Consider the following 17,478-nt stretch of genomic DNA (forward strand, 5'->3'; position numbering starts at 1 on the left):
GTGCTGCGCGCCGCTCAGACCTCGGCCTTGTTCGCGTAGGCGGCCTTGATCTTCTTCACCGAGGCCTTGGCTCCGCGCTGGGAGAGCACCTGGACGCCTGCGGAGATCGCGGCGGAGGAGATGGCGAACACCAGGGCCTTCTGCAGCGAGATGTCCTCTTCCTCGCTGGCCCGGGGAGTGTCCTCGCCGGTGGCCTGCCGCCAGGCGAACTCGAAGGCTTTGGTGGCGGCGTACCCGCCGGCCAGGGAGATTCCGGTGGTCAGCAGCTTGTCCATGATCTTGTCCATCGGCACTCCTGGGGATTCGGATGTGGGATTCGGATGTCGGGGTTCTCACGCGAGTCTGGCACAGGGGCGACGTCGGCGTCCCACTCGAGGGCGGGGATCATCGGTCACCTGCTCAGCCTCCAGCCTAACGGGCCGGGCCGCCAGGAGGGAGGGGATGCGCTACTGTGGGGCACGTCATTCGAGACACGACAGGGGAGCGCTCCCCGTCGCCCCCTGCGGGAGACGGAATGCGCTGAGAGTGGGCTGACGGCCCAGACCCTCGAACCTGATCAGGACAACCCGGGCGCGATGCCGCCCGATCAACGCCTGCGAAGGAAGTCGAGCTGTCCTCGGATGCCGGACCTGCACGCCGTCATCGGCTGTCCGCGGCGGCAGGTACGGCTCCCTCCCTGCGTGCTCGTGGTCCACGCTCGTCACACGAGGGAGCATCATGAGCAGCACGCACCGCACCACTGCACCGGCACGCGCGGGGACCCGGCCGCGGACCTTCCGCTGGTCGGTCTCCGACATCGTCGTCGCCTCCACTCTGGCGGTGGCCTCCGGGGTCATCTTCTGGGGATGGAACCTCAGCTACCACGTCGTCGGCGGGCTCTTCGCCGCCTACCCGCCGGCCGCGACGCTGGTCCACGGCATGTGGCTCTTCCCCGCCGTGCTGGGGATGCTGATCATCCGCAAACCCGGTGCCGCGATCTACTGCGAGATGGTCGCCGCCGTGGTCTCCGCCCTGCTGGGCTCCCAGTGGGGACTGACCGTGCTGTCCTCCGGCTTCGTGCAGGGGCTCGGCGCGGAGCTGATCTTCCTGGCCTTCCTGTACCGCCGGTACACGCTGGAGGTCGCGATGCTCGCCGGCGCGCTCTCCGGGTTCTTCGGCGGAGCGACCTATCACTGGATCATCCCCATGTACGCCTACGCGCCGCTGGAGACCTTCATCCACATCGGCTGCTTCACGCTCTCCGGGGCGATCATCGCCGGGCTGCTGTCCTGGCTGGCCACCCGCGGGCTGGCGGCCACCTCGGTGCTGGGTCCACTGGCCTCCCGCCGGGCGCATCAGGAGCCGGTGCTGCGCCGTCGTCGTGAGGGCTGAGCCGATGGCGCAGGACCGCATGACGACGTCGGCGCGCCCTCCCGGGAGACTCACCGGCGGTGCCGCCGTCGAGGTCCGGGGCTGGCGCTACCAGCACGCCGACCGGTCCGCCCCCGCCGTGGACGGGCTCGACCTCCACCTGGACCCGGGGGAGAAGGTGCTCCTGGTGGGGGCCTCCGGGGCCGGGAAGTCCACCCTGCTCCACGGCCTGGCCGGAGTGCTCCATGATGAGGAGGCCGTCTCCTCCGGTGAGCTGCTGATCGACGGACTCACCCCGGAGCAGGCCCGTGGCCGGATGGGCCTGATGCAGCAGGACCCGGAGTCCCAGGTGGTGCTCTCTCGGATGGGTGACGACGTCGCCTTCGCCCCGGAGAACCTCGCGGTGCCTGCGGACCAGATCTGGGACCGGGTGCGACAGGTGCTGGTGGAGACCGGCCTGGCCGGCTCGGGGGAGCAGGCCCACGCACTGCTGGACCATCCCACCGCGCGGCTCTCCGGCGGGCAGAAGCAGCGGCTGGCGCTGGCCGGGATCCTGGCCATGCGCCCGGCCCTGCTGCTCCTCGACGAGCCCACCGCCAACCTGGACCCCGAAGGCACCCGAAGAGTGCGGGACGCGGTCATCGAGGCTTCCGTGCGCCACGGATCCACCCTGCTGGTGGTGGAGCACCGGCTGTCCACCTGGGCGGACCATGTGGACACTCTGATCGTGCTCGACACCGCCGGAGGCGTGCGCCACCGGGTACCCGCCGGGCGGATCCATGACGACGCCGATCTGCGGGCGGATCTGGTGGAGCTCGGACTCTGGGTGCCGGGCCATGATCCGGTCCCGGACCTGCTTCTGGACACCGATGCCGGTGCCCAGCCTGAGGGCGCCACTGCGGGGCCCGAGGCCCCGAGGCCCCGGGTCCTGCTGACCGGACGGGAGCTCGCCGTCTCCCGGGAGAGGCCGCGGCGCCGTCAGTCCCGTCGTCCGGCACCGGTGCTTCAGGGGATCGACGTCGACCTCCCCGCCGGCCGGGCGCTGGGCATCACCGGACGCAACGGGGCGGGGAAGTCGACCCTGCTGCTGAGCCTGGCCGGGCTGATCCCCGTCCACGAGGGCGAGCTCGTCGCCACCGGACAGCTCAAAGGGCCGCGTGGCGAGGCGTTGACGGATGACCCGCACCGCTGGCGCTCGGCGGATCTGGTGGCTCGGATCGGGATGGTGTTCCAGGAGCCGGAGCATCAGTTCGTCCGGCCCACGGTCCGCGAGGAGCTTGCGCTCGGCGCCCGGCAGGCGCGGCAGCCCGGCGAGGACGCGCCGCTGTTCACCTCAGAGGACGTCGAGCACCGCGTGGATCGGCTGCTCACCCGGCTGGGACTGGCGCATCTGGCGGAGGTCAACCCGTTCACCCTCTCCGGTGGGGAGAAGCGCCGGCTCTCCGTGGGCACGGTGCTCGCCGCCGGGCCGGAGGTCCTCATGCTGGACGAGCCGACGTTCGGGCAGGACGCCCACACCTTCGCTGCACTGATCCGGCTGCTGCGCGAGCACCTCGACGACGGCGGCACCGTGGTCGCGGTGACCCACGACGAGGCGTTCCTGCGTGCCCTGCAGGCCGAGGAGATGCCGCTGCGTCCGGAGGCGACCGGGCAGGCCGCCGCGGAGGACGCGCTCGAGGAGGACGACTGCGCTGACGGGCGGACGCGGCGTGACGGCGTCGTCGACCACCGGGCCTCCCGCCCGCGCGGCACCGCCGCCCCGATGCTGACCGGGGTGCGCTCCGAGTCTCGGCTCGGGGGCGCCAACGCGCTGGCGAAGCTGCTCGCGGTGCTGCTGGTGACGGCCGCGCTGGTCTCCACCATGGACTGGGTCAGCTCCTCGGTGGTGATCGCGGCCAGCTTCCTGCTCCTGCCGCTGGCCGGTCTGCGGCTGGGCCAGTTCCTGCTGCGGATCTGGCCCTTCGCGATCGGATCCGTGGTGGCCGTCTGGGGCACGGCGATCGCTGCTGAGGAGTCCGGGGCGGTGCTGCTGGACTTCGGATTCACCACGGTCAGCGAGGGATCGGTGGAGCTGGGCATCGCGATGGGGGCCCGCGCGCTCGCCGTGGTGCTGCCCTCGGTGATCATCTTCTCCACCACCGATCCCACCGATCTGGCCGACGCGCTGGCCCAGCAGATGCGCCTGCCCGCGCGGTTCGTGCTCGGGGCGCTGGCGGCGATGCGGCTGCTGGGGCTGCTCGCCGAGCACTGGACCACCATCGGGCTGGCGCGGCGGGCGCGCGGCGTGGGCACGCAGGGCGGGCTCCTGGGCAAGGTCCGGGCGACCTGCTCACAGGCCTTCGGGCTGCTGGTGCAGGCGATCCGGGTGGCCACCCGGCTGGCGGTGACCATGGAGTCCCGCGGCTTCGGCGCGTCCTCAGGTGCCTCCGGGCCTGCGCCGGCCCGGACCTGGGCCCGCCCGGCGAGCTTCAGCGTCGTCGACATCCCTGTGGTGCTGGGCGGCGCGCTGCTGGCCGTCGGTGCGCTGGCGGCTGCGGTGCTCAGCGGCCACTGGAACCCAGCCTGGTGATCGCCGATCGACAGGTCACCGCCGGGGCGCGATCGTCACATTGTGTCTTTTTTCTCGGGCCCGCCCTGCGTGCCGGGGTGGGGAGGCGACGTCTCGCCATGTGACGCTCGCGTCACCAGCGTGTGACGGCCCGCCCCCTGCCCGGGGCGCCCACCATCGCCGGGCCACCTCTGATCGGTGCTTCTCGACCCCAGAATCACGCGGAACTTTGAAAGATGTGTTGCAGGTCTCCGATGATGCTGGCATGTTTCACACAGGGTGACTCCTGAGTCGTGACAGCAGATGGGGAATCGGTATGGATGACACTCCTGCGTCCTCCATCGCCGAAGCTCATGCGGCTGACCCCCGTCATCCCTGCTCAGACGGGCTCGTCCACGCGTAGGGTGGGCATCACCTTGTTCAGATGTTAGATACGTCACTTGAGCTGATCGCACCGGCGCCGAGACGACATCACGAGATTCACCGTCCGATGGCCTGGCCCGTCCCCTGGGATGTCCGGGTCGGGCGCCGGAGCCTTCTGCTCGAGCGACGACGAATCGCCGCCGCCGGATGGCGGACTGCGTCATGTGAGGAACGCCCGTCCGTGAGTACGTCGACCATCAGCCCCCGGGGCGCCCCGGCTGAGCGAACTGCCCAGCCCGCCGCCCCAGCCGCGCCGGGACTCGCCCGTCGTCCCTGCCGCCGCCACGGGGGCCCACCGCAGGAGGGATGCCTGTGCTGAAGTTTCTCTCCTTGCGCCTGGTGCGCTACGCCGTGATGACCTTCGCGGTGACCTCGCTGTCCTATCTGATGGCCGTCAGCTTCTTCAATCCCGAGGCGCAGCTCATGGACATCATGGGCGGAGGCCTGGACCCGGAGGCCAGCCGGGCGAACGCCCAAGAGTCGCTGCGCCGTCTCGACCTTGATCCCGAGCAGAACATGCTCCAGAGGTACTGGGTGTGGATCACCGGCATCATCACCGCCTGGGACTGGGGTCGGATGCCCAACGGCGGCTTCGTCAACGACGAGTTCGCCATCCGCGTCTGGATCTCCACCCAGCTGACCCTGCTGGCGACCGTGCTGACGATGGTCATCGGCATCATCCTGGGCGTCTACGCCGCGGCCCGCCAGTATCGGATGGGGGACCGGGTGACCACCTGGTACTCCTACTTCACGATGATCGTGCCCGTCCCGGTGGCCTACCTGCTGGTCCAACGGGGCGCCATCTGGGTCAACGAGCTGACCGGCCGACAGATCTTCTACGTCACGGGGTTCCGGAGCATCGGCGTGGAGGGCACCTGGAACCAGTTCGTGGACATGGCCGCCCACTACACGGTGCCCACTGTCGCGATGACGCTGTTCGGCTGGGCTGCGATGCAGATCTCGCAGCGGCAGTATCTGCTGGACTTCGTCAACGCGGACTTCGTCCGGACGGCACGAGCCACCGGTCTGACCCGGAACCAGGCGATCCGGAAGCACGCCCTGCGGGTGTCCTTCGTGCCCACCGCCCAGTCGATCGCCTTCACCATTCCGGCGCTGTTCACCGGCACGGTCATGGCCGAGATGGTCTTCAACTGGGACGGCCTCGGTTCCTGGGCACTGCGCGCGCTGCACGCCCACGACGTCAACTCCACCGTGATCATCGTCTTCTATGGCTGCATCATCTTCGCCATCGGTGCGATCCTCGCGGACTTCTTCACCTCCCTGGTCGACCCGAGAGTGAGGCTGTGATCCCATGTCCATCACTCCGCTCAGCACTGTGCAGAACACCCGTGCCTCCGCTGAGGAGATGCCCGGCCAGTCGGTGAGATTCCGACCGATGGGCAAGAAGCGGCTGATCCTCACCCGCTTCCTGCGCAACCGCCTGGCTGTGTTCGGCGTCTTCCTGCTGGCCCTGCTCAGTGCCTTCGCGCTCTTCGGGCACCACCTGACCCCCTGGCAGTACACGGAGCAGGACTTCCTCAACCTCGGCACCGGGCCCAGCGCGGAGCACTGGCTGGGCACCAACTCGGCCGGGGTGGACATGGTCGCCCTGCTCGCCCAGGGCACCCGGACCTCGTTGATGATCGGGCTGATCGTCGGCGTCCTGACCCCGCTGATGTCTCTGCTCGCCGGCTGTGCGATGGCGTATTTCGGCAAGTGGGTGGACCGCACCCTGATGTGGCTCATCGAGGCGCTGATCATGTTCCCGCAGATCATCCTGATCGGCATCATCATGACCGGGCGCGACGGCGGGCCGGTCACCCTGGCGTTCATCATGGTCTTCTTCGGCTGGATGGCCTCCGCCCGACTCATCCGAGGCATGTCGCTGTCCTTCGTGGATCGGGACTTCGTCAAGGCGGCCCGGTTCATGGGGGTCCACCCGCTGCGGATCGTCTGGCGGCACCTGGCGCCCAACTTGGCCTCGCTGGCGATCATCAACGCCACCACCAGCGTGTGGGGCGCGATCCTCGCGGAGATCTCACTGTCCTTCCTGGGCATCGGCGTCTCCGTGCCGGAGACCTCGCTGGGTCTGCTGATCTTCCAGGCGCGCAGCTACGTGTTCGGCCAGCAGCCGTGGATGTTCTGGGCGCCGGTGATCGCCTTCGGCCTCATCGTCGCGGCCCTGATGCTCATCAATGACGGGCTGCGCGACGCCCTCGACCCCGAGTCGCGTGCAGGAGGGAGGGCCACGGCATGAGCACCACATCAGTCGACGCCTCACCGCGCCCCCCGGGCGAGCAGTCCGAGGTCGTGCTCTCCGTGCGGGACCTCAACGTCCGTTTCCCGTCGGAGGCGGGCACCGTGCATGCGGTGCGCGGGATGGACTTCGACCTGCGGGCCGGGCAGGTCCTCGGGATCGTCGGCGAGTCCGGCTCCGGGAAGTCCGTGACCTCGATGGCCATCATGGGGCTGCTTCCGCAGAACGCTCGCATCGACGGGGAGATCCGCCTGGGCGGGGAGTCCCTGCTGGGACTCAGCGACAAGGAGATGAGCCGGCACCGGGGCAACACGATCTCCATGGTCTTCCAAGATCCGCTGAGCTCGCTGACCCCGGTACTGTCCGTCGGGCAGCAGATCACCGACGCCATCGGCAACCACAACCCGCAGATGACCCGGGAGCAGAAGGAGGCGCGCGCGGCCGAGCTGCTCGACAAGGTCGGTATCCCCTCCCCGGCGGAGCGGCTGAAGAACTTTCCGCACGAGTTCTCCGGAGGCATGCGGCAGCGGGTGATGATCGCCATCGCGATGGCCAATGACCCCGCGGTGATCATCTGCGACGAGCCGACGACGGCTCTGGACGTCACCGTGCAGGCCCAGGTGCTGGAGCTGCTGAAGGTGGCACAGCGGGAGACCGGGGCGGCGATCATCATGATCACCCACGATCTGGGCGTCGTCGCCGGTCTGGCCGACGATCTCATCGTCATGTACGCAGGGCGTCCGGTGGAGAAGGGGACGACCCGAGAGGTCTTCGCACGCCCGTCGATGCCCTACACCATGGGGCTGCTGGCGGCCGTCCCGCGTCTGGACGTCCACGCGGAGCATGCGCTGGCGACGATCCCGGGCCGGCCGCCGAATCTCACCGATCCGCCCAGCGGCTGCCCCTTCGCGCCGCGCTGTCCGATGGCCACCGGTCTCTGTGAGGAGGGCGAACCGGTGCTGCGGCCGGTGCCCATGCCGGGCGCGGACGGCGTCGGGCCGGTGCACAGCGCCGCCTGTGTGCGGCTCGAGGAGACGCATCTGTCCGACCCCCGGGTGGTCTACGGGGTGGAGAAGGTCGCCCCGTCGGCCATCGAGCTGACTCCACGGGAGTCGCGCCCGACGGTGCTGGAGGTCGCGCATCTGAGCCGGCGCTTCGAGCTGCGATCCCGGCTGCTGAAGCGCCGGCTGGGCACGATCCAGGCAGTGGATGACGTCAGCTTCGAGGTGCGGGAGGCCGAATGCTTCTCCATCGTGGGGGAGTCCGGCTCGGGGAAGAGCACCACGCTGCTGGAGATCATGGAGCTGGACCCGCCCGAGGGCTCCACGATCCATCTCGCAGGAACGGAGATCCTCGGCTCGAGGAAGAAGCACCGGGCGTCCAAAGAGCAGCGTGCCGGGATCCAGATGGTCTTCCAGGACCCCACCGGAGCTCTCTCCCCACGGCAGACCGTCTACGAGCTGCTCGCCGAGCCGATGCAGGCCCAGGGGTGGAAGCCGGAGCGCATCACCGCCCGGGTCTTCGAGCTGGTCGAGATCGTGGGCCTGCAGCCGGATCACCTGGACCGGTTCCCCAACGCCTTCTCCGGAGGGCAGCGGCAGCGCATCGGCATCGCCCGGGCGCTGGCCCTGGACCCGGAGGTCATCGTCCTCGACGAGCCGGTCTCCGCCCTGGACGTGTCCATCCAGGCCGGGGTCATCAATCTGCTGCAGCGGCTGAAGTCAGAGCTGGGGCTCTCCTACGTGATGGTCGCCCATGATCTCTCGGTGGTGCGCCACATCTCGGACCGGGTGGCGGTCATGTACCTGGGACGCCTGGTGGAGATCGGTGACGTCGAGCAGATCTATGAGAACCCGCGGCACCCCTACACGCAGGCTCTGCTCGCGGCGATCCCGGTGCCCGACCCTGAGGTCGAGACCCGCAGGAGACATCTCGTGCTGGAGGGCGATCTGCCTTCGCCCACGGACGTGCCGGTCGGCTGCAGCTTCCGTCCCCGGTGTCCTCTCTACGCGATGCTGCCGAAGGACAGGCAGACCGTGTGCGAGGAGGTCGAGCCCGAGCTGGAGCATCTGGACGGCAGAGGCGATGTCGACCAACGGGTGGCCTGCCACCATCCGACCGATCTGCTCGGTGTCCAGCAGACCTCGCTGAGCTGAGCGGCGATGTGCTGAAGAGTCTCCGGCCGGGGAGCCCGCCCGCCCCGACCGGTCAGTGGCCCTGAGACGGCGAAGCCTCGTCGGTCAGGGAGGGAAGAGCGGAGCTTGGGCGTCCGTGCATTCGTACTGGAGGAGAGGACAGATGACATTTCCGAAGAGAAGGACCCTGCGACGCAGGGCAGCGCTGCCCGGTGCCGTGCTGGCGATCGGCGCGCTGACCCTGTCGGCCTGCGGTGACGGTGACGGGGGAGGCGGTGGATCTGCTCCCGATGAGGCCTCACTGAGCGGCGACCTCGAGGAGGTCTATGACATCAACGCCCAGCCTGCCGACGCCCTCCAGGAGGGCGGCCAGCTCACCCTGCCGATCGGTCACTTGGGTCCGAACTTCAACGGTCTGACCAATGCGGGCAACGCGCAGGACACCCGGCAGATCCTCAGCGCCGTCCACACCGCCAGCGCCTGGAGGTTGGACCCGGAGGGCGACTACGTCCTGAACGAGGACTACTTCCTCTCCGCAGAGCAGGAGATCACCGACGACGGCGTCCAGCTGCTCCACTATGAGCTCAATCCGGAGGCCGTCTGGAACGACGGCACGCCGATCGACTTCGAGACCTATGAGCACACCCTCGCCATCCGTTCGGGGGACGAGGAGGGCTACGACCTGGTGAGCACCACGGCCTATGACCAGGTCGAGAGTGTCGAGCAGGGTGAGGATGAGTGGCACTTCACCATCACCATGGAGGAGATGTATCAGCCTTGGCAGAGCATCTTCAACGGGGGCAGTCAGGGGGACAGCCCCATCATCCACCCGGACGTTGACACTCCGGAGGAGTTCAACGACGGATTCGTGAACGACGTCCGTCCCGAGTTCCTCGCGGGCCCCTTCACCGTGGACACCATGGATCTGGCCGCCAATGTCATCTCGCTGGTGCCCAACGAGAACTGGTGGGGTGAGGCGCCGGTGCTCGATCGGCTGAACTTCGCCACCTATGAGACCAGTGCGACCATCCCGGCGTTCCAGAACGGCGAGATCGACGCCACCAGCGTCGCGACCCGGCCCCGCTACGAGGAGCTCACCGAGTGGTCCGAGGACGGTTACGACATCCGTCGGGGCCAGCGCATGGCCACCTGTGGCTTCGTGCTCAACGGGGACGCCACCAACCTCGACGACGTGGCGGTGCGTGAGGCGATCTTCCGCGTCCTGGACCGCGGGCAGCTCGCCGCCATCCAGTTCGAAGGCATCAACTGGGACGAGGAGACTCCCGGGTCCTGGCTGATGATGCCCTTCGATGAGCGCTATGAGGACGCCTACCCGGTCGAGGACGACGACCCGGAGGGTGCCGAGGAGGTGCTCGAGGAGGCCGGCTGGACCTTCGAGAGCGACGACGACGAGTTCCGCAGCCGCGACGGTGAGGAGCTCCGCGTCGTCTTCAACACCTTCGGGGATGACCCGATCAACCAGGCCATGGTCCAGGCCGCGCAGAGCATGGCGGCCGGTGCCGGGATGAACCTGGACGTCAACAACCAGGGGTCGGGGCAGTTCGGCGAGGTCGTCGGCGGACGTGACTTCGGCCTGGTCAACATGTGCTACGGCAAGGCCGGGGCGGACCCGACCAGTGCCCCCAACCAGTTCTACTCCACTGGTGACGGAAACCTGACCGGGCTGGGGAACGAGGAGCTCGACGACCGGATCAGCGAGCTGTTCGGCATCGAGGACGACGATGAGCGCTTTGCCGAAGCGCAGGCCCTGGAGCAGGAGGCGCTCAGCGAGTACTTCCACTACCTCGCCTACGCCAACGGTCCGGTGATCACCGCCTTCCGGGAGGGGCTCGCGAACTACGGTCCGAGCCTCTTCGAGACCACGGATTGGACTCAGGTCGGCTGGGAGGACGACGCCGGCCACGACGGCACCGACACCGGCGTCGACGTCGAGGAGCTCGAGGACACGGATCCCGAGGACGCGGACGAGGATGCTGACGAGGAAGACGCGGACGAGGAGGACTGAGGCTCTCCGGCCCCCGCGACGCGTCATGTGTCCCCGTCTTGTTCGTTCGTCCCCGTGCAATTCCACGGGGACGAACGAACAGGGCGGGGACAAGACGCAGAGCAGAGAGAGCCCGCCATGTGCGGGTGGTGTCAGGGTGCGGCCGGGGAACGGTGCCGTGGGAATGAGGCAGCTCTTACAGTTCCCCCATGAGCGATGATGATGCTGAGCCAGAGATGCTGCTGCGCTACCTGCAGGGGCTCCGTGAGGCCCTGCTGTGGAAGCTCGACGGCGTCCCGGAGCATGACGTCCGCCGGCCGCTGACGGCGACCGGGACGAACCTGCTGGGCCTGGTCAAACATGTGGCCAGCATGGAGATGGGCTACTTCACCGCACCGCTGGGCCGTCCCAGTCCGGTGCCGATGCCGTGGCTGGAGGCCGGCGCCGCCCTCAACGCGGACCTCTACGCGACTCAGGAGGAGAGCCGCGAGTGGGTGCGGGACTTCTACCGCACCTCCTGGCGGACCACCGACGACGCCGTCGCCGAGCTGGGCCTGGGTGCGCCCGCCCAGGTGCCCTGGTGGGGAGAGAACGGGCGCACCACTCTGGGGCGGCTGCTGGTCCACCTGATCGCTGAGACCGCACGGCACGCGGGTCATGCCGACATCCTGCGTGAGCAGCTCGACGGCGCCGTGGGCATGCAGGACGGCAATGACAACATGCCCCCGGCCGAGGATGCCGAGTGGCAGGACCATGTGGTGGAGCTGCAGCGCATCGCTGACGAATTCCTCTGAGCTTGAGGCGTCTGCGGAACCAGGGGAGGGATTCGGCCCGCGCTCCCGGGACGCGGCGCTGCGACGTAGGCTGGGCCCATGCGTATCGCAGCAGCACAGATCGTCACCGGTGAGGACCCGCAGCAGAACCTGGCGCTCGTGGAGAAGTGGACGGCGCAGGCCGCTGAGGCCGGCGCCCGTCTGGTGGTGTTCCCCGAGGCCGTGCAGCGCGCTTTCGGACACTCGCTGACGCCCATCGCCGAGCCTGTCGACGGAGCCTGGGGCACCGAACTGCGTCGGATCGCGGAGCGCCACGGGGTCGCGATCGTCGCGGGCATGTTCACCCCCGCACAGCCGGGGGAGCAGGGCCGCGAGCGGGTGACGAACACCCTGCTCGTGGTGGACGGCGCAGTGGACGGCACCGGAAACGGCGTGCTGGCCGCCTACGACAAGATCCACCTCTACGACGCCTTCGGCTTCCAGGAGTCCAAGACCGTGGCTCCCGGCGAGGCCCCGGCCCGGTTCGCTCTGGACGGGCAGACGCTGGGGCTGGCGACCTGCTATGACATCCGCTTCCCGAACCTGTTCACCGCCCACGCCCGGGCCGGCGCGCTCGCCACCATCCTGCCGGCGTCGTGGGGTGCCGGGCCGGGCAAGGTGGACCAGTGGCGGCTGCTGGCTCGTGCCCGGGCGCTGGACTCCACGCAGTACGTGATCGCCTGCGGCCAGGGCCTGCCCTCGGCCGCCGGCGTCGAGGCGGTGGAAGGGGCGCCCACCGGGGTGGGTCACTCGATGATCGTCTCGCCCACGGGAGAGATGCTCGCCGAGGCTGGCGAGGCCCCGGAGCTGCTGGTGGCCGACCTCGACGCCGACGTCGTCACCGCTGCCCGGCAGAGGCTCCCGGTGCTGGCCAACGCCCGGGAGATCCCGCAGGGCTAACGTTCACGGAGCCCAGAGGGCTCAGGAGTCTGCGGGACGCCGGCTGACGGCCCGTCCTGTCATCGACTGGCTGTGACGCCCGCCATGTGATGAGATGAAGGCTGTGACACGGGGTGCCGCGCACTGCGGCTGAGATGACACCCGTCGAACCTGATCCAGTTAGCACTGGCGAAGGGATCGTCCGGCTGGTGCGGCGTTTGGCCGCATCGCGGCGGTGAGCATCGGTCCGCAGATGGCCGCAGGCTCACGTCGCACATCGCCTGCGGGCTGCCTTCGCCTCGAGACGAGAGGCACGCATGAGCACCGCCACCATCACCACAGAAGTCACCTCCCAGCACGACGACGGCGCGCTGCCGCTGAGCGAACAGGTCGTCGTCGTCACCGGCGGCGCCCGCGGCCTGGGCGCGGCGATCACCCGCGCCTTCCTCAGCGAAGGCGCCCGGGTGGTGGTCAACTACCACTCCTCGCAGGCCGCCGCCGAGGAGATCGCCGCCGCCCACCCGGAGCGGGCGCTCGCGGTGCAGGCCGACGTCCGCGACGCGGAGCAGGTCCGCAGCCTGATCAGCACCGCGAGGGAGCATTTCGAGCGTCCGGTGACCACGGTGGTGAACAACGCCCTGGTGGACTTCGCTTTCACCGGCGACGCCCGCTCCAAGGCCGATGCGATCACCGCCGAGGAGTTCGAGGCCCAGTTCGCCGGCTCCGTGACCGGTCCGCTGAACCTCATCCAAGCGGCACTGCCCGGGATGCGCGAAGCCGGCCAGGGCCGAGTCATCACCATCGGCACCAACCTCTTCCAGCACCCGGTGGTGCCCTACCACGACTACACCGCCGCCAAAGCGGCCCTGCTCTCGCTGACCCGCACCTTCGCCGACGACCTCGGCCCCGAGGGCATCACCGTCAACATGGTCTCCGGTGGGCTGCTGCGCACCACCGACGCCTCCGCCGCCACTCCGGAGGCGGTCTTCGACGCCATCGCCGCCGGCACTCCGCTGCGCACGGTCACCACTCCGGAGCAGCTGGCTGACGCCGCGCTGTTCTTCGCCTGCCCGTGGTCCCGCGGGGTCACCGGACAGAACCTCATCGTCGATGGCGGGCTGGTGAAGGGCTGAGCATGGGAGCGGTCGCACCGGAGGTCAAGCTCAACCTGTTCCTCTTCGGCGTCGGGCACCACAAGGCCGCCTGGCGCGCCCCGGACTCCGCTGTCGAGCGCCTCGGCGACGTCGACTATTACATCGACCTGGCCCGCACCGCCGAGCGGGGGAAGCTGGATGCGGTGTTCTTCGCCGACGGCCACTCGCTGGGCATCGGCGCTGTCGAGGACGGCCCCACCTGGTTCCTGGAGCCGCTGACGCTGCTCTCCGCCATGAGTCAGCACACCGAACGGATTGGGCTGGTCAGCACGGTCTCCTCCACGTTCTGGACCCCGTTCCACGCGGCCCGGCTGCTCGCCGGCCTGGACCATATTACCGGCGGGCGCATCGGCTGGAACGTGGTGACCTCCATGTTCGACGCCGAGGCGCAGAACCACTCCTATCCGTCCATGCCTGCCCATGCAGAACGCTACGCCAGGGCCGAGGAGTTCATCGACGCCGTCATCCGGCTCTGGGACTCCTGGCCGCAGGAGTCCCTGCTGCACGAGCGGGACGGCCGCTACGCCGACGGTGGCATGATCGCGCCCATCGACCACCAAGGCGAGCACTTCCAGGTCGCGGGGCCGCTCAACGTGCCCCGCCCGCCGCAGGGCCGGCCGGTGCTCTTCCAGGCCGGGGCCTCGGAGCAGGGCAGGGACCTCGCCGCACGTCACGCGGAGGCGATCTACGCCGTCGCCTACGACGCCGAGGCCGCACTGGACTACAGCACCGACGTACGACGTCGGCTCGCCACCGTCGGCCGTGAGCCCCGCGGCACCGCGATCATGCCCGGGCTGGTCACCTACGTGGGCTCGACCATAGCTGAGGCGCGGGCCAAGCAGGCCGCTCTGGACGAGCTGCTGCCCACCGAAGCCTCGTTGCGCCAGCTGAGCGTGTTCATCGGTCAGGACGCCTCGGGCTGGGAGCTGGACGCGCCGGTCCCGGATCTGCCCCCGTTGGAGGAGTTCACCGGGCCCAAGGGCCGCTACGCGACGATCCTGCGGATCATCGCCACCGAACAGCCCACGGTCCGGCAGCTGCTGGGACGGCTCGCCGCCGGGGGAGGGCACTGCACCATGGTCGGCACCCCGGAGTCCGTCGCAGACGAGATCGAACGCTGGGTCGACTCCGGCGCCGCCGACGGCTTCAACCTCATGCCGCCCACCCTGCCGGGAGGGATCGAGGACTTCGTGGAGCACGTGGTCCCGGAGCTGCAGCGCCGTGGCCGGTTCCGGAGCGAATACACCGGCACCACGCTGCGCGACCACCTCGGCCTGCAGATCCCGGAGCGGCGCGGCTCCGAGGTGCAGGAGTCCGCGCTCAGTCCAGCGGGTGGTTGACAGGGAGGTCCTCGGCGAGCAGATCGATCAGCTCAGCGGTGAGCTCGTCGTCCACGGCCAGTTCGGCGTCGTCGAGGCGGGCCACCGGGGAGACCAGGCGCACGGAGGAGGCCAGGAAGAGATGGTCGGCGTCGAGCAGGTCCTGCGGAGTCAGCGGCCCGTAGCCCAGCTCCCACCCGGCCTTCTCGGCGGCGGTGAAGATCGCGCCCTGGGTGGTGCCGGGCAGGATGCCGGTCTCCAGCACCGGGGTGGTGAGTCGGCGGGCGCCGTTCGCCCCGCGGGTGACGATCAGCACCGTGGAGGTGGGTCCTTCCAGGACCTGCCCGTCGGAGGTGGTGTAGATGACGTCGTCGAAGCCATGCTGCCTCGCCCAGCGCAGCGAGGCCATGTTGACCGCGTAGCTCAGCGACTTCGCCCCCAGCAGCAGCCAGGGTGCGCGTTCGGCGGCGGTGGAGTCATAGCCGCGGTCCAGGAGGGTCACGCCCACCGGCTGGCCCCGGGTGGCGCGCATCGCCTCGGTCACCGGGCTCAGCAGCGCCCAGTACGTCCCGGCAAAGGCAGGATCGTCGGAGGCCGGCTCGCCCTCCACCCCGCGGGTGGCGACGAGCTTGATGGTCAGCTCATCCGGCAGGGCGCCGCGGGTGCGGTACTCCTCGAAGCCCAGTTCGACGGCCGCCCGCCAGCTCTGCGCCGGAGGGATGCTGATGTCCAGGATGTCCGCAGAGCGGGCCAACCGCTCCAGGTGGGCCTCGATCTTGCGGACCCGGCCCTCCACCGCGTACATGGTCTCGAAGACCCCGTCGCCGCGCACGGCACCGAGATCCGTGACCCGCAGCTGCGGCTGGTGCGGGTCAAAGATCAGTCCGTCAGGGTGCTCGACGTCGATCCGCACGGCGACGGCGGCGACGGAGTCCTCGTGGAAGTGCTCAGCCATGTCCCTCAGCATAGGCCGCTCAGAGGGCCGGAGAGAACACCTGACACCGTAGGATGGTGAGCCGTATGCGGCGCTGATCAGGGCGGAGCGACGATGAGAGACGGACGGAGCTGACGATGCTGTGGCCACTGAGCGGGCTGGGGATCGAGGGACTCCCTGAGTGGATCCTGCTGATCATCCTCGTGCTCGAGGTCGGTGTGCGACTCGCCGTGCTCGGCATCATCCCTGACAACCGCCGGCCCAACACCGCCATGGCCTGGCTGCTGGCGATCTTCTTCATCCCGATCGTCGCCCTGCCGCTGTTCCTGCTGATCGGCCGCAACAAGCTCTCCGCACGGCGTCAGGAGCGTCAGCGCAGCATCAACGAGTCCCTGCTGGAGGCGACCAGCCACATGGACCTGTCTGACCAGCTGCGGGACAAGGACGAGCAGTTGGGCGCCACTGCCGCGCTGAACCGCAAGCTCGGTGCCTTCCCCATCCAGGAGGGCAACCGCATCGAGCTGATCTCGGACTACAAGAAGTCCTTCGAGTGGATGGTCGAAGCCATCGACGGGGCCGAGGACTACGTCCATGTGCTCTTCTACATCGTCGGTGACGACTCCGAGTATGCCGGCCCGGTGTTGGACGCCATGGAGCGCGCCGCCGAGCGCGGGGTCCAGGTGCGGTTCCTCTATGACCATCTGGGCACGATGCGAGTCAAGGGATACCACCGCCTCAAACGCAGGCTTAAGCGTTCCAGCATCGAATGGCACCGGGTGCTGCCTGTCCGGCCGCTGCGCCGCCGGTTCTCCCGGCTGGACCTGCGCAACCACCGCAAGATCGTCGTGGTGGACGGGGAGAAGGCGTTGACGGGGTCCACCAACCTCATCGAGCCGCACTATCAGCGCCCCTCGGCCTTCCGGATGGGGCGCCGCTGGGTGGAGCTGAATGTGGTCCTCGCCGGACCTGCCGTCACAGGCCTGGACATCGTCTTCGCCTCGGACTGGTACGCCGAGACCGGGGAGAACCTGGGTGAGGAGCTGCTGGTGGACACTGAGGCCGACGAGGCGGCCGCAGGCGGGGCGTTGGCCCAGGTGGTCCCCTCGGGCCCCGGTTTCACCGATGAGAACAATCTTCGCCTGTTCAACGACCTCATCTATCAGGCCACCGATCGACTGGTCATCTGCACCCCCTATCTGGTGCCCGACGACTCGCTGCTCTACGCGGTCACCAATGCTGCGCACCGGAATGTGGAGGTCATCCTGCTCGTCTCGAAGAAGGCCGATCAGTTCACCGTCCAGCACGCCCAGCAGTCCTACTATGAGGCGCTGCTGGCCGCTGGGGTCCGGATCTTCCGCTACCCGGACCCGGACGTGCTCCACGCGAAGTTCATGATCATCGACGACGACGTCATGGTCATCGGGTCCTCCAACATGGACATGCGCTCCTTCTCGCTGAACTTGGAGGTCACGCTGATGGTGGCCGACGAGCAGAAGGTCCTGGAGGTGGAGGAGGTGTTCGCCGGCTACATGGCGATCTCGACGGAGCTGCATCTGGAGGAGTGGAGGCAGCGTCCCTGGCACGTGCGATACCTGGACAACGTCTTCCGGCTCACCGCCGCCCTGCAGTGACACCATCGCGGGCCCTCCACGGATGAGGTAC

At 68.9% G+C, this 17,478-nt stretch carries 13 protein-coding genes and 1 riboswitch; of the genes, 11 read left to right on the top strand and 2 right to left on the bottom strand.

Features of this window, described 5'->3' with window-relative positions:
* Nucleotides 1-14: 14 nt before the first annotated feature.
* The gene (locus HNR09_RS09425) at nucleotides 15-287 is read right to left on the bottom strand and encodes a DUF4235 domain-containing protein (RefSeq protein ID WP_179541798.1); all 273 of its coding nucleotides are present in this window, start codon (nucleotides 285-287) and stop codon (nucleotides 15-17) included.
* Nucleotides 288-717: 430 nt separating this feature from the next.
* Here HNR09_RS09425 and HNR09_RS09430 point away from each other — a divergent pair, with 430 nt between their 5' ends.
* The 10 genes from HNR09_RS09430 (at nucleotide 718) to HNR09_RS09475 (ending at nucleotide 14,903) form a co-directional block, all read left to right on the top strand.
* On the top strand, nucleotides 718-1,371 hold the full coding sequence (locus tag HNR09_RS09430; RefSeq protein ID WP_179541799.1) for an ECF transporter S component: 654 nt from the start codon (nucleotides 718-720) through the stop codon (nucleotides 1,369-1,371).
* A 19-nt stretch (nucleotides 1,372-1,390) separates the two neighbouring features.
* Nucleotides 1,391-3,919, top strand: a complete 2,529-nt coding sequence (locus HNR09_RS09435) for an ATP-binding cassette domain-containing protein (protein ID WP_179541800.1) — start codon at nucleotides 1,391-1,393, stop codon at nucleotides 3,917-3,919.
* Nucleotides 3,920-4,633: 714 nt separating this feature from the next.
* On the top strand, nucleotides 4,634-5,629 hold the full coding sequence (locus HNR09_RS09440; RefSeq protein WP_179541801.1) for an ABC transporter permease subunit: 996 nt from the start codon (nucleotides 4,634-4,636) through the stop codon (nucleotides 5,627-5,629).
* Nucleotides 5,630-5,633: 4 nt separating this feature from the next.
* Entirely contained in the window at nucleotides 5,634-6,578 is a 945-nt protein-coding gene (locus HNR09_RS09445) for an ABC transporter permease (protein ID WP_179541802.1), read from the top strand.
* Nucleotides 6,575-8,734 carry an ABC transporter ATP-binding protein gene (locus HNR09_RS09450; RefSeq protein WP_179541803.1) on the top strand — a complete coding sequence of 720 codons (2,160 nt, stop codon included), beginning with the start codon at nucleotides 6,575-6,577 and terminating at the stop codon, nucleotides 8,732-8,734. The genes HNR09_RS09445 and HNR09_RS09450 overlap by 4 nt, the downstream gene beginning before the upstream one ends.
* A gap of 142 nt (nucleotides 8,735-8,876) precedes the next feature.
* A complete protein-coding gene (locus tag HNR09_RS09455) occupies nucleotides 8,877-10,739 on the top strand; it encodes an ABC transporter family substrate-binding protein (RefSeq protein ID WP_179541804.1) in 1,863 nt (620 codons plus the stop codon).
* A 188-nt stretch (nucleotides 10,740-10,927) separates the two neighbouring features.
* Nucleotides 10,928-11,512, top strand: a complete 585-nt coding sequence (locus HNR09_RS09460) for a DinB family protein (RefSeq protein ID WP_179541805.1) — start codon at nucleotides 10,928-10,930, stop codon at nucleotides 11,510-11,512.
* A 78-nt stretch (nucleotides 11,513-11,590) separates the two neighbouring features.
* Complete coding sequence (locus HNR09_RS09465; RefSeq protein ID WP_179541806.1) at nucleotides 11,591-12,430, top strand: carbon-nitrogen hydrolase family protein; 840 nt, start codon at nucleotides 11,591-11,593, stop codon at nucleotides 12,428-12,430.
* A gap of 99 nt (nucleotides 12,431-12,529) precedes the next feature.
* Nucleotides 12,530-12,625, top strand: a riboswitch (TPP riboswitch).
* A 101-nt stretch (nucleotides 12,626-12,726) separates the two neighbouring features.
* Nucleotides 12,727-13,542, top strand: coding sequence for a 3-oxoacyl-ACP reductase (locus HNR09_RS09470; protein ID WP_179541807.1), 816 nt, complete (start codon nucleotides 12,727-12,729; stop codon nucleotides 13,540-13,542).
* A 2-nt stretch (nucleotides 13,543-13,544) separates the two neighbouring features.
* Complete coding sequence (locus HNR09_RS09475; protein WP_179541808.1) at nucleotides 13,545-14,903, top strand: LLM class flavin-dependent oxidoreductase; 1,359 nt, start codon at nucleotides 13,545-13,547, stop codon at nucleotides 14,901-14,903.
* On the opposite strand, the gene HNR09_RS09480 is transcribed toward HNR09_RS09475, so the two are convergent.
* Nucleotides 14,884-15,837: an aminodeoxychorismate lyase gene (locus HNR09_RS09480; RefSeq protein ID WP_246348776.1), complete on the bottom strand. Its 954-nt coding sequence runs from the start codon at nucleotides 15,835-15,837 to the stop codon at nucleotides 14,884-14,886. The two genes, HNR09_RS09475 and HNR09_RS09480, sit on opposite strands and share 20 nt — an antisense overlap.
* A gap of 116 nt (nucleotides 15,838-15,953) precedes the next feature.
* On the opposite strand from HNR09_RS09480, the gene cls reads away from it, so the two are divergent.
* Complete coding sequence (gene cls / locus HNR09_RS09485) at nucleotides 15,954-17,447, top strand: cardiolipin synthase (protein ID WP_179541810.1); 1,494 nt, start codon at nucleotides 15,954-15,956, stop codon at nucleotides 17,445-17,447.
* The last annotated feature ends 31 nt before the right edge of the window (nucleotides 17,448-17,478 follow it).

The sequence above is a fragment of the Nesterenkonia xinjiangensis genome, from assembly GCF_013410745.1.
GTDB lineage: Bacteria > Actinomycetota > Actinomycetes > Actinomycetales > Micrococcaceae > Nesterenkonia > Nesterenkonia xinjiangensis.